Genomic DNA, 20,516 nt, shown 5'->3' with positions numbered 1-20,516 from the left:
CACCGCGCCTACAGCTCCGGAACAGCTTCTTGTGCCACAGCCGTCGCCTCCGCGAACTGCGTGTTGTACAGCTCGGCGTAGCGACCGTCCGCGGCGAGCAGCTCTGTGTGCGTGCCGCGCTCGACGATCGATCCGTCCTCCACCACAAGGATGACATCGGCCGCCCGGATGGTGGAGAGGCGGTGGGCGATCACGACGGCGGTGCGCCCCTCGAGTGCCTCGCCCAAGGCTGCCTGGACTGCGGCTTCGTTCGTGGAATCCAGCGCCGCCGTGGCTTCGTCGAGGATGACGACCCTCGGTTGTGCGATAAGGAGGCGTGCGATGGTGAGCCGCTGGCGTTCCCCGCCGGAAAGGCGGTAGCCGCGCTCACCCACCACGGTCTCCAGGCCATCCGGCAAGGAGCGGACCATCGCTTCGAGCCGGGCGCGCCGGAGCACGTCCCACATTTCCTCGTCCGTCGCTCCTGGACGGGCCAGCCGCAAGTTGGAGGCGATGCTTTCATGGAAGAGGTGGCCGTCCTGCGTGACCATGCCCAGGGTCGCCCGGAGGGAATCGAACGTTGCGTCCCGGATATCCAGGCCTGTACCTCGCCCATGGCCACCCAATCGCACGGCGCCGGAGTCGACGTCGTACAGGCGGGACAGCAGCTGGGCCACGGTTGACTTGCCCGCGCCCGAGGACCCCACGAGCGCCACGGTTTGACCGGGCTCCACGCGGAAGCTGATCCCGTGCAGGACCTCTTCACCGCCGCGGGTATCAAGCGTCGCCACTTCCTCCAGCGACGCAAGGGACACCTTCTCCGCGGACGGATAGCCGAAGCGGACGTCGTCGAACTCCACCGCAACGGGTCCCGAAGGCACCGCGACGGCGTCGGGCTTCTCCTGGATGAGCGGCTTAAGGTCCAGGATCTCGAAGACCCGCTCGAAGCTGACCAGCGCGCTCATGACCTCAACGTGGGCACTCGACAACGCGGTGAGCGGCGCATAGAGGCGGGTGAGCAGCAGCGCCAGCACGACGACGTCGCCCGCTGCCAGCTGCCCGCTCAGCGCAAGCCAACCGCCCAGTCCGTAAACGAGCGAGAGGGCCAGTGCCGAAACCAGTGTCAATGCGGTGATGAACGTGAACTGCAACATGGCGGTGCGGACACCGATGTCCCGCACGCGGCCGGCGCGCAGGGCGAACTCGGCGGACTCTTCATCCGGGCGGCCGAACAGTTTGACGAGCGTGGCGCCGGGCGCGGAGAAACGCTCTGTCATTTGGGTTCCCATGGCCGCGTTGTGGGACGCGGCTTCACGCCGGAGGTCGGCCAGCTTGGAGCCCATGCGGCGTGCGGGGATGAGGAAGATCGGCAGAAGCACCATCGCAAGGACGGTGACGAGCCAGGACGTGTTGAGCATGACCACGAGGGTCAGGATCAAGGACACGACGTTGCTGACCACTCCGGAGAGCGTGCCCGCGAAAGCCGACTGGGCTCCGATGACGTCGTTGTTGAGCCGGCTGACGAGGGCTCCGGTGCGGGTCCGGGTGAAGAAGGCGATGGGCATGCGCTGCACATGGTCGAACACCCGCGTCCGCAGGTCAACGATCACGCCTTCGCCGATCACGGAAGACAGCCACCGGGTCAGCAGTCCCACCCCGGCGTCGGCGACGGCCACGGCAGCGATGAGCGCGGCCAGCCCGATCACGACGTCCACGCCTGCACGGGCGATGAGCGCGTTCACCACCTTGCCGGCCAGCACCGGGGTGGCCACCGCAAGGAATGCGCCGGCGATGGAGGCCAGTACGAAGGCAATCAGCTTGTTCCGGTACGGTTTCGCGAAAGCGAGCACGCGCTTGATGGTTTCCCGCGAAAACGGCTGGGAGCCGCTCTTGGCGCGGGTGATGTTGTAGAGCGAGCGCCAGGCGACGCCATCCATGCTCATGGCTTGTGATTCCCCATTCCGGAAGTGTGGTGCAGTTCGGTCACGGTGCCGTTGTCAAGGTGCCAGCGGGAATCGAGCCGGACGTTTTCGAGCAAGCGGCGGTCGTGCGTGACCAGCAGGAGCGCGCCTTCGTAGCCGTCGAGCGCATCCTCAAGCTGCTCGATCGCCGGCAGGTCGAGGTGGTTGGTGGGTTCGTCGAGGACCAGCAGGTTGACGCCGCGGGCCTGCAGCAGCGCGAGCGCCGCGCGGGTACGTTCGCCCGGGGACAAGGAATCCACGGTCCGGGAGGTGTGGTCCGCTTTGAGGCCGAACTTGGCCAGCAGGGTCCGGACATCCGCGGAGTTCCATTCGATCAGGACGGATTCGACGGCGTCTGCCAGGGTGAGGTGCCCCGCCAGCAGTCCGCGGGCTTGGTCGATCTCGCCGATCGCCACGGACGCACCCATGGAGGCGTCTCCGGCGTCGGGCTGTTGAATCCCGAGCAACAGCCGCAGGAGGGTGGACTTTCCTGCGCCGTTGGGTCCGGTGATGCCAATGCGTTCGCCGGCGTTGAGCTGGAGATTGACGGGTCCCAGCGTGAAGTCGCCCTGATGGGCCACGACGTCGCGCAAGGTTGCGACGACGGAGCTGGAGCGTGGAGCTTGGCCGATGCTGAACTGCAGCTGCCATTCCTTGCGCGGCTCTTCCACCTCGTCAAGCCGGGCGATGCGGGACTCCATCTGACGGACCTTCTGGGCCTGCTTTTCCGAGGACTCAACGCTCGCAGCCCTGCGGATTTTGTCGTTGTCCGGGCTCTTCTTCATGGCGTTGCGGACGCCCTGTGAGCTCCATTCGCGCTGCGTCCGGGCGCGGGACACGAGATCGGCCTTGGTGTTGGCGAATTCCTCGTAGCGTTCGCGGGCGTGCCGCTTTGCCACCGCCCGCTCTTCGAGGAAGGAATCGTAACCGCCGTCGTAGACCGCCACGCTGTTCTGGGCCAGGTCCAGTTCCAGCACCTTGGTGATGCAGCGTGCCAGGAACTCCCGGTCATGCGAGACCAATACGGCGCCGCCGCGAAGGCCCTGGACGAATGATTCAAGCCGGGCAAGTCCGTCGAGGTCCAGGTCATTGGTGGGTTCGTCGAGGAGCACGACATCGAAGCGGCTCAGCAGGAGCGCCGCCAAGGCAACGCGCGCGGCCTGCCCACCGGACAGGCCCGTCATGAGCGCATCCGGACCGGATTCCAGGCCAAGTTCGGCCAATACCGCGGGGATCCGGTCCTCCAGGTCCGCGGCACCCGATGCCATCCAGCGGTCAAAAGCCAAGGAATACGCGTCGTCGGCATCCGGGGTCCCGGCCGCGAGCCCCTCGGCGCCGGCTTCCATCTCGGCCGTGGCCTGGGCGCAACCCGTGCGGCGCGCAATGTAGGCGGCCACGGTTTCGCCGGGGGTGCGTTCGTGTTCCTGGGGCAGCCAACCGACAAAGGCGTCGCTGGGGGCGAGGCTGACCGAGCCCTCCTGGGGGCGGTCAGCTCCTGCGAGGATGCGCAGCAGGGTGGATTTCCCGGCGCCGTTGGCGCCGACGACACCCACGACGTCTCCTGGCGCGACAGTGAGGGAGAGCTTCGAGAACAAGGTGCGGTGACCGTGGCCGCCGGAGAGCTCTTTGGCGACAAGCGTTGCAGTCATTGGTCTATCCTCTCACTGCTCCGCCCTTGAGCGGAAAGTGCCACCGTGCTGAAAGACCGGGGCATGGAAGAACCCGCTGGTCCGTACTTGGGGGGTGTGCGGACCAGCGGGTTCGAGAATCAAGCATAATTCAATGTGCGCGCATCGTAAAATCGACCTCGCAGTCCTCGCAGGAACCGTCTTCCAGAAACCTCCTGCGGGAACCGTCTATCAGAAAGTGGTTCATGTCCCTCCCCTCCAAGGCGTTCCAACGCTGGCTGCACGGGATCGCCCCGAACACCAGCACGGCCGATGTCTGCCGCTCTTCGGGAGTGAAGCGCACCACGCTGGCCCAGCAATTGGTCCGCGGCAAGGTTGCCGAGAGTTCGCTCGTGAGCATCAGCCGGGCCTTCGACATGAATCCCTTCGACGCATTGGCACAATTCGAGGCGTACGCGGCGCTTCGCGGGACCCCGGTTCCCCCCACTGATGCGGAACTCGTCAGCCAGGTCTCCACCATGGACCTGCTTCGTGCGGTCGTCGAGCGCTCGGAGCCCCGGGACGGCGTCCCGTCCTTGGTCCTTGCGGAGACCCCGCACCCGAGTTCAGTCAGGAACTGGGTGGACGCGATCGACGACGGCGAGCTGCGCCACCGGGTGAGCGGCGCCACCGGGATCGCCCCGCAGAACTTCTCCGCGCACCTGACAGCCAACCGGCTACCCCCGGAACTGGCCTTGGCAACGTCCCGGGCGGCCGGCGTCGGACCCGCCGGAGGCCTCGTGGCCAGCGGCCTCGTCACCGAGGCGGAGGCGGGATGGCCCCCCGGGGCGCGGAGGGACGCACTGGACCGGATGACCGAAGGCGAACTGGCGCTGTTGGCCGGAGAGCGGCTGCAGGCCCTGGGCAAGGCCCTGCGCCGCCATGAGCATGAGCTCGACCGCACGAACACAATCTGGGAGAACCTGGGATGACCACCGTGTTGGCGTGGGCCACCCTCTCCATTTGCCTCGTCTTGACGACCATTCGCATCCCCAGCGCCCTTCGGTCAGAGAACCGGATGATGTTCGTCCTGTTCGCACTGATTTCCCTCGACATCCTCCTGAGCATCGAGGGTCCTTATTTGTTGATCGACGCGTGGCTGGGCAGCTTCAACCTCTGTAACCTGCTGCTTCGGTTCATGCTGTACGGAACGTTCCTGCTCATGGGCATCAAGGTGGCGAGGGCCTTTGCTTCCCCCGGCGGCGAACGAGCCATCCGTGGCCCCGTTGGCTTGGCCGTTTTGGGAGCAACCGCGGTCCTCACGGCCTTCTTCTTCTTCTCGGTGGACACCTCGGGCTCCACCGTGGGCCTGGTCGGACTGGATTGGGGTCCGTCCCTCGAGGTCTACGCGGCTTTGGGCAGGTTCTACCCGGGCTACGTTGCCGTATGCCTCATCCCGGGGATCTGGCGATCCATTCGAGGTTCGGGTCCCGTTTTGCTCCGGGTCGCCTCCTCGACATTGCTCCTGGGCCTTGGGTTGCTGATCGTTTCGCAGGTCTTTCCGCTCATCCCGCTATCCAATACGTGGTTGCGGCCCCTCATCAACTACTCTGCCGCTCTGGCGACCGCGCTTGGCTTGGGAGGCATCTGGCTGTCCAAAATCGTTGCAAGCCGGACTCGCCGCACGGTAACGTAAAAACATACCGCGTAACCTCTTTCATAAATCCATTATATCGTGCCATAATTATGAATGTGTGAAGGCGAAGCAGCCTGACCTTTGAATCAATGAACGGGTTTCCAAGGTTCGTGGCGCGTGCGGAAGCACTTTTGGGGGGATGAGTGGTGGCGGGCTGTTGGGGACCGCCCCCACTCAGCCTTTTAAGCGTCCTCCCGTGTACGCCCGCAGCACCCGGGTACGGTCCCGTGACTAAGATGGCTTTCATGAAGAGCCTGCTTACCCGCCGCACAGCACTGTCCGCAACCCTTGCCGCCGTCGCGCTGGCACTGACCGCTTGCGGCGGCGGCTCCTCGCCGTCGTCGACGTCGGGTGGAGACACCTCACTGTCGGCCATCAAGTCCAAGGGTGAGATCGTCATCGCCACGGAAGGCACGTACCGGCCGTTCAGCTTCCATGAGAACGGGGCCGGTCCCCTCACGGGCTTCGACGTCGAAATCGCCCAGGCCGTGGCCGCCAAGCTCGGGGTTAAGGCGACCTTCCAGGAAACCCAGTTCGATGGCATCTTCGCGGGCCTGGATTCCAAGCGCTTCGACACTATTGCCAACCAGATTTCCATCAACCCCGAGCGCACGGCCAAGTATGACTTCTCGGCGCCTTACACGATCTCCAATGGCGTCGTCGTGACTAAGTCCGACAACAACTCCATCAACAGCTTCGCCGATCTCAAAGGCAAGACCACCGCCCAGTCGCTGACCAGCAACTTCTACAAGATGGCAGTTGACGCAGGCGCCAACGTACAGTCCGTCGAAGGTTGGGCGCAGGCCGCCACACTGGTGCGCCAAGGCCGCGTCGACGCAACCGTCAACGACAAGCTGACCTACCTCGACTACGCCAAGAGCACCCCGGACTCCGGCTTGAAGATCGCCGCAGAAACCACCGACAAGACGCAGAGCGCCATGGTCTTCCGCAAGGGATCCACCGAACTCAAGAGCGCAGTGGACAAAGCGCTCACGGACCTTCGAGCCGACGGCACCCTCGCCAAGATCTCCCAGAAGTACTTCGGCGCAGACGTCACCAAGTAGCCGGCGGCCAAACAGATGACCTTCAACTGGGACCTCGTCTGGAGTTCCTTCGGGCCAATCATCGGCGGCGCCGTCACAGGAACCATCCCCTTGACCCTGGCTTCGTTCGCGTTTGGCCTGGCGTTGGCGCTGCTCGTCGCCCTCATGCGTCTGAGCCCCAACAGGCTGCTCTCCGGCGTCGCGCGCTTCTACGTCTCCGTGATCCGCGGGACTCCCCTCCTGGTGCAGTTGTTCGTGATCTTCTATGGCCTCCCGAGCCTCGGCGTGAAGCTGGAGCCGTGGCCGAGCGCCATCATCGCGTTTTCCCTCAACGTGGGCGGCTACGCTGCCGAGGTCATCCGCGCCGCGATCCTGTCGGTGCCCAAGGGCCAATGGGAGGCCGGGCACACCATCGGCATGTCGCGGCCGCAAACGCTCGTGCGGATCATCCTCCCGCAAGCGGCCAGGGTTTCCGTGCCTCCACTGTCCAACACCTTCATTTCGCTTGTGAAGGACACCTCGCTGGCTTCACTCATCCTGGTCACCGAGCTTTTCCGCAACGCCCAGCAGATCGCCGCGTTCAGCCAGGAATTCATGATCCTGTACCTCGAATCCGCACTGGTCTACTGGGTCATTTGCCTCGTCCTCTCCACGGGCCAATCCGCCCTGGAGCGCAGATTGGACCGTTATGTCGCCCACTGAGCCAAGCAACGCCCCCCAAGGGAACTCCGCGCTGGTGTTGTCCGCGCGGGACCTCGCCAAGGCCTTCGGCAGCAACCAGGTGCTGCGCGGCATCGACATCGATGTCCGCCGCGGACAAGTGGTCGCCTTGATCGGGCCTTCTGGTTCGGGAAAGACGACTGTCCTGCGCTCACTCAACGGCCTCGAAGTGCCCGACGCCGGCACGGTCACCTTCGGGGACGCCGACGCCGGTACGGTCCGGGGGTCCGGCGCAGGACTGACCCTCGATTTCGCCGGCACAGTGGGTAAACGGGAGATCGCCGCCCTCCGGGATCGCAGTGCCATGGTGTTCCAGCACTACAACCTGTTCCCGCACATGACGGTGCTCAAGAACATCATCGAAGGACCACTCCAAGTCCAGAAGCGGCCCCGGGCTGAAGTCGTGGCAGAGGCCGAGCGGCTCCTGGCCCGGGTAGGCCTCGCAGACAAACGCGATGCGTACCCCTTTGAGCTGTCAGGCGGCCAGCAACAACGCGTGGGAATCGTGCGTGCCTTGGCGCTCAAACCCCAACTGCTGCTCTTCGACGAGCCCACCTCTGCCCTGGACCCGGAACTCGTGGGTGAAGTGCTCGGCGTCATCAAGGAACTTGCCGACGAAGGGTGGACCATGGTGATCGTGACGCACGAGCTCGCCTTCGCCCGCCAGGTTGCCGACGAAGTCATCTTCATGGACGGCGGCGTGGTGGTCGAGCGTGGACCCGCCGCGGAGGTCTTGCGGGAGCCGCGCGAGGAACGGACCAAGCAATTCGTCAAACGCCTCCAGCACGACGTCTGACCCCCAACTGACTCGCATTTGTTGTCGTTTTGGGCTTCCAAAACGACAACAAATGCGAGCTAGTTGGGTGGGTGGGCACGCAGGAAACTCAGCGGCTGAATCGCAAGGTCACCAACTGGAACGGGCGCAGGGTCAATTCGGCGGCACCCGCTCCGGGCGTCACACCGGGAGCCTCAACGGGGCGCTCCAAGAGGTCCACTGATTGCACCATCCGGGAATCGAAGTTCGCCGTGATGAGGCCCGTGGAGCGTTCTCCCAGCGATTCATAAAGCCTCACAATGACATCTCCGGAGCCGTCCTCGGCAAGCTTGACGGCTTCGATGACCAGCGCCTGGTTGAACACGGTGAAAAGCGGCTCCACGGGGTTCGCCCCTGCCCGCAACCTCGGTTTCAGGTTGGTCCGGTAGCCCTCCTCCACGGCCCCGCCGATGCTGGCGCCGGGCCGGATGCTCAGATCCAGGACGTGCACACCAAGGTCGGCCTGGGGGTCCGGGAACTTGGGCGCCCGCAGCAGTGACACACGGACGTTGGTGGTGGTTCCGCCATCGTCGCGGATGCTGCGGGTGACGTCATGCCCGTAGCTTGACGCGTTGGAGATGGCGACGCCGTAACCCGGCTCTGCCACGTGGATCCACCGGTGTGCACAAAATTCGAACTTGGCAGCTTCCCAGGACGTGTTGGTGTGCGTCGCCCGGAATACGTGCCCGAACTGGGTCTCGGAGGCGGAACGGTCAGCACGGACATCCAGCGGGAAACCGATCTTCAGCAGTTTCTCGTGTTCCTGCCAGTCCACCGTGGTGGAAATGCCGAGGGATTCCGCGCCCGCTTCGAGGGAGATGCGCTGCGTGATGGTGGAGGAGCCCACAGTCCGCTCCACCACGACGACGGCGTCCCAGCCCGCGCTTTCCAGCGTCACCGATCGCGCCTCGACTACCGAGACGACGTTCCGGCGGTAAAACTCGTCGATGTCCCAGGCATCCCATTCGTTAGGCGTGTCCCGGTGGAGCTCAAGGTGGTTGCCGAACATCCCGGGCGCAATGGCTTCGCGGCCCGTTGCGTAATCCGAGAGGGAGGTCAGCAATCCGTTGGCGTCGAGCACCGCGCGGATGATGCCGTTGTCCAAAACATAGCCGCCGGCGCGTTCCGCGACGTTGACCGGACTATCCGGGTGGACCGCTTCCGCAGCGGCGAGAGCCGGAACACCGGTGCGCTCATGCGGGGCCGCATTGAGCAGGAACATGGTGTCCCCCTCGCCCAGGAGGGCCGACGCGGCACTTGCAATGATGCCTTCCAGCTCCCGGGCGATCGCGGCATAGTTCCGCTCCGCGTCCTGGTGGACCCACGCGATGGAACTGCCCGGCAGGATGTCGTGGAACTGCTGCAGCAGTACAAGTCGCCACAATCGCTTGAGGTCCGCCGAGGGATAGGTGAACGAACCTGCAGTCCGTACTGCCGCCGTCGAGCACCAAAGCTCGGCCTCGCGCAGCAGGTGTTCCGAGCGGCGGTTCCCCTGTTTGGTGTTGGCCTGGGTCGTGTATGTTCCTCTGTGCAGCTCGAGGTACATCTCGCCCACCCAGACCGGGAGATTGCGGTACTCGGTCTCGGCCTGCGTGAAGAACTCCATTGCGGTTCCCATGCGCACCTTCGGCGAGCCTTCCAGGTCCGCCGTCCGGTGCGCTGCGGCAACCATTTCGCGCGTGGGTCCGCCACCGCCATCGCCGTAACCGAAGGGAACCAGCGATATGGTGCCCCGGCCGTGCTCCCGGTAGTTGCGCTGGGCATGGGCGAGTTCGCGGCCGTGAAGCTCGGAGTTGTAGGTGTCCACGGGCGGGAAGTGGGTGAAAAGCCGCGTGCCGTCGATGCCCTCCCAATTGAAGGTATGGTGCGGCATCTTATTGACCTGGTTCCAGGAGATCTTCTGGGTCAGGAACCACCGGGAACCAGCGGACTTGACGATCTGCGGGAGGGCCCCGGAATATCCGAAGGAGTCGGGTAGCCAGGCCTCCTGGCAGTCGATGCCGAACTCCTGCAGGAAGAAGCTCTTGCCCTCCACGAATTGCCGGGCCATTGCCTCGCCGCCGGGCATGTTGGTGTCCGATTCCACCCACATGCCGCCGACCGGCACGAACTGCCCTGACTTGACCTTCTCCCGAATCCGGATGAACAGCTCGGGATAGAACTCCTTCATCCACGCCAATTGCTGCGCCGAGGAGCAGGAGAAGACGAAATCGGGGTTCTCGTCCATGAGGGCGACAACGTTGGAGAACGTACGGGCGCATTTGCGGATGGTTTCACGGACGGGCCATAGCCAGGCCGAGTCGATGTGTGCGTGGCCGGTAGCCAGTAGTTCATGGGCCGAGGCGTAAGCTGGCCGGCTCAAGACCTCGGCAAGCGCTTCCCTGCCGGCGACTGCTGTCCCGGCGACATCGTCCGGGTCCATGATGTCCAGCATGCGCTCAAAGGCGCGAAGGATCTCATGCCGCCGCGGCAGTTCGAAAGGTAGCTCGTGCATCAACCCGCTGAGAGTCCAGATGTCTTGGTGGAGCTCCCACACCACCTCGTTGAGTTCGGCGATGGCTATGCGTCCAAGCCGGTAGCGAGGCTCGTCTCCGGAGGTGGACTTGTCCCCGAGCGGGGTTGCCGCGAAGCTCCACCCCTGGCTGAGATCCGGATTGGCCGCGGCTTCCACGTAGAAGTCCACCGAGAGTCCGCCACCCAGAAGCTTCAACGGGACATGTTGGTTGCGCGGAGAGATGGCCTTGATGATGGTGCCGTCCGGCCGCCAGGCGATGCCTTCGCACTGGAAACCGGGGGCGTCGATGCTGAAACCGAGATCGACGACGATCTCCACCGTGGTGCCATCAGCGACTCCCCAGCCCTCCGGGACCTCGCCACGAAGCCTAAGCCATTTGGTGCTCCAGGCCTTGCCCCACACGGCGCCGTGTTCCTGGGGTTCAAAAACCTGGCGAAGTGCTTCGGAGACCGGAACCGGCTCTCCCGGGGCATCCCAGCTGCTCAGTTCAAGAGGCAGTGCGCGGCCATAGATGGCGGGAGCTATCCGCTCCCGGACAAAACGTTCGAGCCGCTTCTCGGTGATCCGGCGGTCGTCGTGCAATTGAAGTCCCCTTTAGCGCTGGGCTGGGTAGATTGCTTCCTTACCGTTATGGCCAGCCTCGTAAGCAAGGTCACTGTCCGGAGGAAACGGATTCCATTCGATGGATAAAATCTACGTTGTTCCTGGACAATAGCCAAGTGATTGACGGCTATCCCTACAAGTCCCTAGTCGCCACCCGCTCACTGCCCGCGTAGACGTTGAGGCTGGTCCCCCGGCTGAAGCCCACCAGGGTCAAACCGGTCTCCTGCGCGAGCTCCACGGCAAGGCTGGACGGTGCGCTGACGGCGGCCAGAACCGGGATTCCTGCGAGCGCCGCCTTCTGGACGAGCTCGAAGGATGCCCTCCCGGAGACCTGCAGGACAGTGCCGCGCAGGGGCAACATTCCTTCGCGCAGCGCCCAGCCCACCACCTTGTCCACGGCGTTGTGCCTGCCCACGTCTTCCCGCAGGCACAACAGCTCGGCAGCGCCGCCTGCGCCGTCGTCGTGGATCCGGAAGAGTCCGGCGGCATGCACTCCCCCGGTCTTGTCGAAGACCGCTTGTGCTTCGCGGAGACGGTCAGGCAGGGCGGCCAGAACCTCGACCGGGACGCTCAGGGCGTCATCCGCTGGGTTGAAGTGGGAGGATTTGCGCACTGCCTCGATGGAGTCGGTGCCGCAGATTCCGCACGAGCTGGAGGTGTAGACGTTGCGGCCGGTCTCGGGAAGGACGACGTCGGGACGCAACTGCGCCTCCACGACGTTGAAGGTCTGAACGCCGTTCTCGTCCTCGCCGGCGCAGAAGCGCAGCGAAATGAGCTGGGCCGGGTCCCAGATGACACCTTCGGAGACCAGGAAGCCCGCCACGAGGTCGAAATCGTCGCCAGGAGTCCGCATGGTCACCGAGAAGGACATGTGCCCCAGGCGCACCTCGAGCGGCTCCTCGACGGCCAGGAAGTCCTCGCGGTAGCGGACCGGGTGCTCCAGCGCCTGGGCGGAGCCATCCAGGACGAATTTGTGCACCTTGCGGCGCTCGGTCACCCGTCCCATCTCAGATACCCACCGTTCCGGCAGCTTCCTCGTGTTCGGCAGCTTCATAGTGCTTGACGAACCGCACCGTCATGGCCTTGTAGCCGGGGGTGTTGGATTCGCGGGCAACGAGTTCCCGGTGGACCAGGGCGTTGGCCTCCGGGAAGTACGCGGCTGCGCAACCCTTGGCCGTGGGGTAGGCAACCAGCCGGAACTTGTCCGCCCGGCGTTCCGTTCCGCCGAAAGTGGAGATGACGTCCACCATGTCCCTGTCCTCGAAGCCGAGTTCGCTGAGATCGTCCCCGTGGACCAGGATGACCCGGCGGCCTTCGGAAATGCCCCGGTAGCGGTCGTCCAAGCCGTAGAACGTGGTGTTGTACTGGTCGTGGCTGCGGACCGTCTGGAGGATCAGGTGGCCTGCCGGGGCTTCTAGATACTCCAGCGGGCTCACGGTGAATCGTGCCTTGCCGATGTCCGTGGCGAACGTGCGGGTGTCGCGTGGTGGATTGGGCAGGACGAAGCCGTTCTTGGTCCGCACCCTTGCGTTGAAGTCCTCGAAACCGGGGATCACCCTGGAGATGTGGTCCCGGATGACGTCGTAGTCCTCGGCCATGGCACGCCAATCCACAGGGTGGTTGTCCCCGAGGACCGCCTGTGCCATGCGTGCGACGATGACAGGTTCGCTGAGCAAATGCTCCGAGATCGGACTCAAGCGGCCCTGGGTGGTGTGGATGACGGACATGGAGTCTTCCACGGAGAGGATCTGCCGTCCGCCCGGGTGTTTGTCGTCCGTGTCGGTTCGGCCCAGGGTGGGCAGGATCAGGGAGGTCTTGCCGTGCACCACGTGGGCGCGGTTGGGCTTGGTGGAGATGTGCACCGTCAGCCCGGCCCGCTTGAGCCCTTCCTCCAGCGCGACGGTGTCCGAGCCTGCCGCGGCGAAGTTGCCGCCCATGGAAACGAACACGTCCACTTCGCCCTTTTCCAAGGCGTGTTGGGTTTCCACGGAGTCGTACCCGTGCGCCCGGGGGGTCGTGAATCCAAACTCTTTGTCCAAGGCTGCGAGGAAGCCCTCGGAAGGCTTCTCCCAGATGCCCATGGTGCGGTCGCCCTGCACGTTGGAGTGGCCGCGGACGGGACAGGCACCGGCGCCACGCTTGCCGAAGTTTCCCTGCAAGAGCAGCAGGTTGATGATTTCACGCAAGGTATCCACGGAGTGGGGCTGCTGGGTCAGCCCCAGCGCCCAGCAAATGATGGTGCCCTTCGAGGCGGCCAGCATGCCGGCCACCTTGGTGATTTCAATGCGGCTCAAGCCCGTGGCGCGTTCCGTCTCGACCCAATCCAGCGCCGCCCGGGCCTCGGCGTAGGCCTCGAAGCCGTCGGTCTGCGCCTCGATGAAGGCGCGATCAACCACTGTTCCTGGCTGCCGCTTCTCCTCCTCCAGCAGGAGGTGGCCCAGCGCCTGGAACAGGGCAAGGTCGCCGCCCACCTTGATCTGCAGGAATTCATCGGCGATGTCCGTGCCACCACCCACCACGCCGTTGAGCGACTGGGGATCCTTGAAGTTCAAGAGCCCGGCTTCCGGCAGAGGATTGACGGCGACAACCTTGCCCCCGTTGTTCTTGCAATCACGCAAGGCGGACAGCATGCGCGGATGGTTCGTGCCCGGGTTCTGGCCTACGACAAGCACCAGTTGCGCTTCGTGGATGTCTTCCAGCGAGACTGTGCCCTTGCCGATCCCGATGGTCGGGTTGAGGGCGCTCCCGGAGGACTCGTGGCACATGTTCGAGCAGTCGGGCAGGTTGTTGGTGCCCAGGCTGCGGGCAAACAGCTGGTACATGAACGCGGTCTCGTTGGCCGTGCGCCCCGAGGTATAGAAAACGCAGCGGTCCGGCGTCGTGGCATTCACGTGCTCGCCGATCAAGGCGAAAGCATCCGTCCAGCTGATCGGCGAATAGTGTGTGTCGCCAGGGCGGATGACGACCGGCTCGGCAATGCGGCCTTGGCTGCCGAGCCAGTATTCGGTCTTGTCCTCGAGTTCGGCCAGGGAGTGCCGTGCCCAGAACTCCGCGTCGACCACACGGGTGGTGCTCTCCTCGGCGATTGCCTTGGCCCCGTTTTCACAGAACTCGGCTGGACTGCGTTTGCCGGTGATGGACTCCGGCCAGGCGCAGCCGGGACAGTCGAAACCGTCCCGTTGGTTGACGCGGAGCATTGACTTGACGGTCCGGCTGACGCCCGCTTGGGCCCAACCGCGTTCCAATGCCACGGTGACTGCCTTGACGCCCGCAGCGGAGCGCTTGGGTGGGTGGATCTGGAGGTCATCTTCGTTGATGTCCTGCTCGGGTGCATGCCTGTTCATGCCCCCATCATTGCAAGGCCTGACTCTCTAATCCACCCGCGTCCATTCGGCACCGGAAACTCTCAGCCCGTCAGGGCGCTCCAGTCGACCGGCCCGGACGAAACCTTACGGGCCGGCTTGGCAGGAGTCTTCTTGGCCTTGTCTTCCGAGGACTTCGGCAGGGGAAGCGGCGGCCCCCACGGCAACGGAAAAGCGGGCACCGCCTCGCCCAGTTGCACGCCGTGCGGCGGCACCACCATGACTCCGTCCGCACCGGCGAGGCCGCGCATCATCCCGGGCCCCGCATGCTGGGCCGGCGAGGCCAGGCCGTACACGAACCTGAAGGGAAGCAAGCGCGTGCGTCCGGGATCGGCGTCGAGCATTGCCCCGCAAGGAACCTCGCCGACCTCCGGCAGCGCCCTGTGCCCCAGCCCCGCGAGAAGCGGTGCACCGATCGTGAAGAGGACCATCATGGCCGCGAGCGGATTGCCGGGGAGACCCAGCACGAAGCGCCCATCGGGCAGTTCGGCCAGCACGCCAGGATGTCCCGGACGCATCGCAATTCCGTCAATCAGCAAGCGTCCGCCGAGATCCGCAATGGCCCGCCGGAAGTGGTCGGTCCCCGAGCGGCCGGTTCCACCAGTGGTGATGACGACGTCGGCGGGTGGCGCGTCCGGCGACGGCTCGCCCTCTTCAAGGCCCGAGAGCCATTCTTCATAGGAGTCGCCCACCTTGATTTGCTCGCCGCGGATCCCGCCAAGGAGCTCGACGACGGCGCCAAGCTGGGGACCGAAGGTATCCCGCACCCGCCCGGGGACCGGGACACCCGCGGTCACCACTTCGGAGCCGGTCAGGAGCATTTTCACGAGGGGCTTGCCCAGCACGTCGAGTTCATCGCGCCCGGCCAAGGCAGCCAGGGCGAGATGGGCCGGGTTCAGGACGACGCCCGATTTGATCAGCAGCTCGCCCGCCGCAGCTTCTTCTCCCGCGTTGCGGATGTGTTGACCGTTGCGCGGTTCGCCCGGCTTCGCGTTCCCGCCGAGCGCGAGCAGCGGCAAGCCATCTTCGTCCGTGGTCAGGACCCCGTTCTCGCTCCGCAGCACTGCCTTGGCCCCCGGCGGGATCAGGCCACCGGTGGCGATAGGACTCGCTTGGTGCGGTGCCAGCCGATGGCCGGGTTCGGCGAGGATCCATGGGCCGCTGCCGTTGACCGCCCAGCCATCCATCGCAGAGGACGCATAGTGCGGCAGGTCCTGCAGGGCGTGGACATCCGCGGCCAAGGTCCTGCCGATGGCGTCCTTCAGCGCAATGGGCGCGGCGGGAATGGGCGTGGCACTATCGAAGGCAAGTTGCCGCGCCTCGGCCCACAAATGGTCGGCATGCGGGACATGCCCGGGGGCATCCGTCATCCGGCGTCGGTTCCCGGATTCGTATAGTCCTTCGCGAGCGTGCGTGCCAGGCCCATGGCGGCATCCATCGATGCAGCTTCAGTCGCTCGTCCCGAACCCGCAGCAAGTCCAGCCGCGAAGCCCGCAATGAAGGTGGTCAAGGGAGCCGCAGGCCGGACCACTGAATGGGCTGCAACGCCTGCCAGGGACAGGATCTCGTTGATGTCGATCTCGACGTCTTCCAGCTCATATGCTTGCAGCAGGCTCCTGCACCATTCCTCGAGCGTTTCTTCCTGGCTCTTCACGATCCGCCTCCACTGTCCGGTACAGCTGTTGTCACGGCACGTCGCCGTCCACTCCAAGCGCCGCGGCATCGTCCCAGGTATCCACGTCATCGGTGGACCCTGCGGGGACAGGCACGGCCAGCAGATCAAGCCTAGCAAGCAGTCGGAAGACCGCGGCGTTGGCCAGGCCACCTTGTTCTGCCGCTGCGAGCACTTCCCGTTGCAAAGCAGATACCCGGTAGATGCCGAGCAGCGGCTGCCTCCGGCCGTCGGCGGATACGGACATGACCCCTTCCGCTTCCTCGTGGCCTGCAAGTTCCCGAAGCAGGACCGGAACCGCGGCGGCCGCCAGGGGCATATCGCAGGCCAGGACCAGGACCCAGGGCGCGTGTTCCGGGGACGGGCTCACGCCGTTTTGCCCTTCGGCGTCTTGCCCTTCGCCGTCTTGCGCTACTCCGTCTTGCCCTAGGGCGAGGAGTCCGGCGGCGATCGCGGCTGCCGGTCCGGCGTAGGGCGGGTCCTCCCGTGCGGTCAGTGTGCCGTCCGGCAAAGTGCCGGGATCCGGCCCGACGACGACGACCCTCCCGGCGCCGCGGGAAGCCGCGACGGCACGCTGAAGGAGGGTGGCGCCGTCGTACCTCAACTGGGCTTTGGGCACGCCGCCGAGGCGGGAGGACTTGCCACCCGCCAATATCACCGCATCAAAGTCCACCCGCCCAGATTACCCGGGAAGCAGGCTCAATTCCGGTTCAGGCCGCCGATTCGGGCAGGAGGAAGGGATCCCATGCGGGCGCAGGTTTCTCAAGCTCCTTGATTTGCCAGATAGTCCCGGTGGGCGCCGCCGGAGTGAACCTCAGTTTCCAGCCCATCTCGGCCGGAGTGTGGTCACTCTTGGCGTTGTTGCAGCGCAAGCACGCTGCCACCAGGTTTTCCCAGGAATCCGCGCCGCCCCTGGATTTGGGGTGGACGTGGTCAATGGTGTGCGCTGCTTTCCCGCAATACGCGCAACGGTGACCGTCGCGGCGCAAGACGCCGCGGCGTGTAACCGCCGTGATGGTGTTGTACCTCGGCCGGATGTAGCGATTGAGCAGAATCACGGAGGGACGTCCGAGAATCTCCTGTGGCCCGACGACAGGCTCGTCGCCTTCGGCCACTACGCTCGCTTTTCCGGTGAGCACAAGGACCAGCGCCCGGCGGAAGGTTACTACCGCCAGCGGTTCATATCCAGCATTCAGAACGAGTGTGCGCATGCACGTACCTCTTCACGGCCGCACCCGTCAGGGGCGCGAGGGCCGGCTGCCCTCTGCATGTACGGGCTGTGGATCGACAACCTAAGAGTAAACACCCGGAGGCCAGATCAACGAATCCTTGCGGGAGTTCCAGCGCGGTGTCGGTCAAAGTTCATGTGCCGGACACATGGCCGGAACCTTTCACGCACCTGGGGGCTACTCCTCGAATCGTCCCTTTGAGACTGCCTGGAGCAGTGATTTAGCGCATGCTGGTTAAAACAGAACATCCCCGCCGGCGGACCAGCGGGGATGTTCCAGTGAAGCTATGTAGCCGGAGCTATCTAGCCACCAACGCGGATGAAGACCGGGCCGGAGCCAACGTTGACGCTGTAAAGGGCGGTGGTGCCACCGTTCCAGCCGCCGTGGACTGCCATGCCGTTGCCGACGTAAACGGCGATGTGGGCCATGCCCATGCCACCGTTCTGGTAGTAGACCAAGTCGCCCGGCTGCGCTTCAGCAGCGCTGACCGTGCGGCCAAGGGAGAGGTAGTCTGCCGGCCAGCCGTGGAAGTTGATCCCAACGGCGGCCAGGGAGTTCGAAGCCAGGGCGGTGCAGTCCTGGGCAACGCCAAGCTGTGCGTAAGCTGCGGCAGCAATCGCTGCGCCCTTGCCGCTGGCAACTTTCGTGGCGGGTGAAACAGCAGCGGTGACAGAGAGCGTCGAGGAGCCGGTAGCGGCACCCGTTGCAGCCTGCGTGGCAACCGGAGCAGCTTCCTGCGTGGCAACCGGAGCTGCGACAACCGGAGCAGCTTCGGTGGAGACCGCCGGGCGCTCGTACTTGATGGCGACGGACGAGTCAGCCGAAATGCTGGCTTGGGCGATGGACTGGACTTCCAGGGCGGAGGTCGAAGTGGACTCGCGGGGGACGTTGGTTTCTGCAGCGTTGGCTGCGATACCGCTAGTAAGCACCAGACCGGAAGCAGCTGCGATAACCGCTGCCTGACGGCCTACGCCACCGGCGTTGCTGCCGACAGTCTTAGCGATAACGGCAAGCGAGTTGGTCTTGGTGACCGCGGCACGGTGGCGCGCAACAGTAGAGCGTGAAGACACGTTAAGAGGCCTCTCCCTATGCCCGCGAGGTAAGCTGTCGGATTCGGATGGGAGTCATCCGGCCACACTTCTCCCTCTCGGAAGTTGTGCGACTTAACCCCAAGGCCATCGGTGAAGATGACCAAAAGTTGGGTCCCCCGCCTCTGCCAGACGATGTTTTGCGAACGGAACCTCGAGCAGTGGCAGAGCTAGGCAATCCACTCGAGTGCATCAACTCTCTAAAAGTTGATGCGTCTTAGACGGTACATGAGTTTTGATTGAATGTCACATTCAGGTCACGGAGCGTGACAAGCATGCGAGAGGCTTCCATCGGATTGGCTACAGCCAGCCCAGGGGGTCAACGACGTCGCCGTTGACCATGACTTCAAAGTGGAGGTGGCAGCCCGTGGAGGCGCCGGTGGTGCCGCTCAATGCGATGACATCGCCGCGGCTGACCGTCTGGCCCACCTGGACGTTGAAGGACGACAAATGGTTGTACGTGGTTTCCAGGCCGTTGCCGTGGTCCACCACAATGCGGTTTCCGCCGCCATACGGATGCCAGCCGGCGAAAGTGACCTTGCCGGCCGCGGCAGCATGGACCTGGGTGCCGCACTGGGCCACGAAGTCCTGGCCTCTATGGAACTCTCCCAAGCCGCCCGTGATGGGATTCACGCGGTAGCCGAAAGGCGAGGCCGTTGTCAGGGCGTCGAGAGGCGCCCCCAGGGTGCCCTTGGATGACGACGTCTTGATAGTGCCGACGGACTGCGCGCTCAGGAGCTGCTTGAGCTTGCTGTCCGGATCGGCAGTGGTGGAAACCGCAGCACGGCTGAAGTCGATCGTGGCGCTTGCCGCGGCCGGAATCTCAGGCTGGGTGCCCACTGCCAAGGCGGTTTGGTTTGACTCGGGCGTGGCCGTCATAGCGCCGGCGCCCGGCAAGGCGACCGTCAGGATGAGGCCTGTAGCGGCAAGGGCCACTCCGGCCTTCTGTCCTGCTCCGCTTGCGGCGGCGAACTCGGCCATCTGCCGCAAGGGACCCTTGCGGCGACGAAGTTCGCGATGGGGATCGCGGGGCCTGTCGTGCTCGACGGCGCTTGCGCTCCGCAGCACAGCAGTAGGACCGGACGCGCGCCTGCGGCCCCTGGTGTTCTGCGTGGTCAAGGTTTTCCTCTCTGGCAAGCCTGCGAAGTTAGCTGTCGGATTCGGGCCAGAGAGATCGTGGACCCGGTCCGTGCGAAGGGCACGAAACGCAAGGTACCCGGAGGGGCCTTGCGCTGTTTGCACTTCCGCTACGGACTTCACCCCAAGGCCGTCTTTCGACAGCCAATGGTGGTTCCTCCGTTTCTGCCAGTGAATGGACTAATCCACCTGATCCGCTGGCAGAACTCGGCTTCGGATCAGGTAACGCTTTGGTATCGGCGCCAGTATTTAACTATAGGGGATCAAGCCCCCGCGGTAATAATTTCGTTATATTTGCCAACCGCATCGGCGGGCCAGCTAGGCGACCGTGACAAAAACGTGCGAGGCAACCTCGGGCGGCAGCTCCAATGCGCCGTCGATATTGGGCACGCGAACGGAGATGTACTCCCCCACACGTTCCAGGGAAACCCTGGCGCCGGGGCGGATTCCGCCCTCGTCCAGCTGCACCAGAAGTTCAGGCTCCACCTGGATCGGTTCAGCCAGTCGACTGACGGTGACCCTGTTTTCAGGTGAGTATTCGTTCATCGCGTCAAGTAGATTGACCACGCCATCGGTAAAGGCGTGGGACGCGACTCCGCCCAGCGCTTCGAGTCCGGGAATGGGGTTGCCGTAAGGCGATTCCGTGGGGTGGTCAAGCAGTTCATAGAGCCGCCGTTCCACGCGCTCACTCATGACATGCTCCCAGCGGCATGCTTCATCGTGGACGTAGGCCCAGTCCAGTCCAATCACATCTGCCAGGAGCCGTTCGGCGAGCCGGTGCTTGCGCATGACCTCGGTGGCGCGTTTCCGGCCCGTTTCAGTCAGCTCAAGGTGCCTGTCGTTGGACACAATCACCAGACCGTCGCGCTCCATCCGTCCGATCGTCTGGGAAACGGTTGGGCCCGAGTGCCGCAAGCGCTCGGCGATGCGTGCGCGAAGAGCCACGATGTTCTCTTCTTCAAGCTCCAAAATGGTCCGAAGATACATCTCAGTGGTATCGATCAGATCCGTCATCCAGCTCAGCTCCTCGAGCGCAGTATCTAGCGTATTTTCGCCAGCTCCAAGCTTAGCTTATTTGGAATTACTCCGG

General features: G+C 64.5%; 17 protein-coding genes and 2 riboswitches. Of the genes, 5 read left to right on the top strand and 12 right to left on the bottom strand.

Annotation, left to right across the window (positions count from 1 at the left end; all coding sequences use genetic code 11):
• Positions 1-8: 8 nt before the first annotated feature.
• Both ACSKT0_RS03925 and ACSKT0_RS03920 read right to left on the bottom strand, forming a co-directional pair.
• Positions 9-1,922 (bottom strand): ABC transporter ATP-binding protein, encoded by a 1,914-nt coding sequence (locus ACSKT0_RS03925; protein WP_437772593.1) that lies wholly within the window; start codon positions 1,920-1,922, stop codon positions 9-11.
• Entirely contained in the window at positions 1,919-3,589 is a 1,671-nt protein-coding gene (locus ACSKT0_RS03920) for an ABC-F family ATP-binding cassette domain-containing protein (protein WP_437772592.1), read from the bottom strand. Before ACSKT0_RS03920 ends, ACSKT0_RS03925 begins: the two co-directional genes overlap by 4 nt.
• 224 nt (positions 3,590-3,813) lie before the next feature.
• On the opposite strand from ACSKT0_RS03920, the gene ACSKT0_RS03915 reads away from it, so the two are divergent.
• The 5 genes from ACSKT0_RS03915 (at position 3,814) to ACSKT0_RS03895 (ending at position 7,802) form a co-directional block, all read left to right on the top strand.
• Positions 3,814-4,539, top strand: a complete 726-nt coding sequence (locus ACSKT0_RS03915; protein WP_437772591.1) for a hypothetical protein — start codon at positions 3,814-3,816, stop codon at positions 4,537-4,539.
• Positions 4,536-5,243: a hypothetical protein gene (locus ACSKT0_RS03910; RefSeq protein WP_437772590.1), complete on the top strand. Its 708-nt coding sequence runs from the start codon at positions 4,536-4,538 to the stop codon at positions 5,241-5,243. The genes ACSKT0_RS03915 and ACSKT0_RS03910 overlap by 4 nt, the downstream gene beginning before the upstream one ends.
• A 245-nt stretch (positions 5,244-5,488) precedes the next feature.
• On the top strand, positions 5,489-6,307 hold the full coding sequence (locus ACSKT0_RS03905; RefSeq protein ID WP_437772589.1) for an amino acid ABC transporter substrate-binding protein: 819 nt from the start codon (positions 5,489-5,491) through the stop codon (positions 6,305-6,307).
• A 15-nt stretch (positions 6,308-6,322) separates the two neighbouring features.
• Entirely contained in the window at positions 6,323-6,988 is a 666-nt protein-coding gene (locus ACSKT0_RS03900; RefSeq protein ID WP_437772588.1) for an amino acid ABC transporter permease, read from the top strand.
• Positions 6,975-7,802: an amino acid ABC transporter ATP-binding protein gene (locus ACSKT0_RS03895; RefSeq protein ID WP_437772587.1), complete on the top strand. Its 828-nt coding sequence runs from the start codon at positions 6,975-6,977 to the stop codon at positions 7,800-7,802. The genes ACSKT0_RS03900 and ACSKT0_RS03895 overlap by 14 nt, the downstream gene beginning before the upstream one ends.
• 88 nt (positions 7,803-7,890) lie before the next feature.
• On the opposite strand, the gene ACSKT0_RS03890 is transcribed toward ACSKT0_RS03895, so the two are convergent.
• The 10 genes from ACSKT0_RS03890 to ACSKT0_RS03845 form a co-directional block, all read right to left on the bottom strand.
• Positions 7,891-10,917 (bottom strand): alpha-mannosidase, encoded by a 3,027-nt coding sequence (locus tag ACSKT0_RS03890; RefSeq protein WP_437772586.1) that lies wholly within the window; start codon positions 10,915-10,917, stop codon positions 7,891-7,893.
• A gap of 154 nt (positions 10,918-11,071) precedes the next feature.
• Positions 11,072-11,944 carry a formate dehydrogenase accessory sulfurtransferase FdhD gene (fdhD, locus tag ACSKT0_RS03885; RefSeq protein ID WP_437772585.1) on the bottom strand — a complete coding sequence of 291 codons (873 nt, stop codon included), beginning with the start codon at positions 11,942-11,944 and terminating at the stop codon, positions 11,072-11,074.
• Between the two features lies 1 nt (position 11,945).
• Positions 11,946-14,282: an FdhF/YdeP family oxidoreductase gene (locus ACSKT0_RS03880; protein ID WP_437772584.1), complete on the bottom strand. Its 2,337-nt coding sequence runs from the start codon at positions 14,280-14,282 to the stop codon at positions 11,946-11,948.
• Between the two features lie 62 nt (positions 14,283-14,344).
• Positions 14,345-15,670 (bottom strand): molybdopterin molybdotransferase MoeA, encoded by a 1,326-nt coding sequence (locus ACSKT0_RS03875; protein WP_437772583.1) that lies wholly within the window; start codon positions 15,668-15,670, stop codon positions 14,345-14,347.
• Positions 15,667-15,954, bottom strand: a complete 288-nt coding sequence (locus tag ACSKT0_RS03870; RefSeq protein ID WP_437772582.1) for a DUF6457 domain-containing protein — start codon at positions 15,952-15,954, stop codon at positions 15,667-15,669. The genes ACSKT0_RS03875 and ACSKT0_RS03870 overlap by 4 nt, the downstream gene beginning before the upstream one ends.
• A gap of 31 nt (positions 15,955-15,985) precedes the next feature.
• A complete protein-coding gene (gene mobA / locus ACSKT0_RS03865) occupies positions 15,986-16,645 on the bottom strand; it encodes a molybdenum cofactor guanylyltransferase (RefSeq protein WP_437772581.1) in 660 nt (219 codons plus the stop codon).
• 37 nt (positions 16,646-16,682) lie between these two features.
• Positions 16,683-17,183 carry an HNH endonuclease gene (locus tag ACSKT0_RS03860; RefSeq protein WP_028266173.1) on the bottom strand — a complete coding sequence of 167 codons (501 nt, stop codon included), beginning with the start codon at positions 17,181-17,183 and terminating at the stop codon, positions 16,683-16,685.
• Positions 17,184-17,503: 320 nt separating this feature from the next.
• Positions 17,504-18,271 (bottom strand): NlpC/P60 family protein, encoded by a 768-nt coding sequence (locus ACSKT0_RS03855; RefSeq protein ID WP_437772580.1) that lies wholly within the window; start codon positions 18,269-18,271, stop codon positions 17,504-17,506.
• Positions 18,272-18,276: 5 nt separating this feature from the next.
• Positions 18,277-18,444: riboswitch (cyclic di-AMP (ydaO/yuaA leader) on the bottom strand.
• 145 nt (positions 18,445-18,589) lie between these two features.
• Positions 18,590-19,408, bottom strand: a complete 819-nt coding sequence (locus ACSKT0_RS03850) for a M23 family metallopeptidase (RefSeq protein WP_437772579.1) — start codon at positions 19,406-19,408, stop codon at positions 18,590-18,592.
• Between the two features lie 2 nt (positions 19,409-19,410).
• Positions 19,411-19,618: riboswitch (cyclic di-AMP (ydaO/yuaA leader) on the bottom strand.
• A 126-nt stretch (positions 19,619-19,744) separates the two neighbouring features.
• Positions 19,745-20,440 carry a metal-dependent transcriptional regulator gene (locus ACSKT0_RS03845; protein ID WP_345452396.1) on the bottom strand — a complete coding sequence of 232 codons (696 nt, stop codon included), beginning with the start codon at positions 20,438-20,440 and terminating at the stop codon, positions 19,745-19,747.
• Between the last annotated feature and the right edge of the window lie 76 nt (positions 20,441-20,516).

The organism is Arthrobacter sp. KNU40, from assembly GCF_051515115.1.
Classification (GTDB): Bacteria; Actinomycetota; Actinomycetes; order Actinomycetales; family Micrococcaceae; genus Arthrobacter.
Note: the sequence above shows the minus strand (reverse complement) of the source record. Positions and strands in the feature narration are given on the sequence as shown.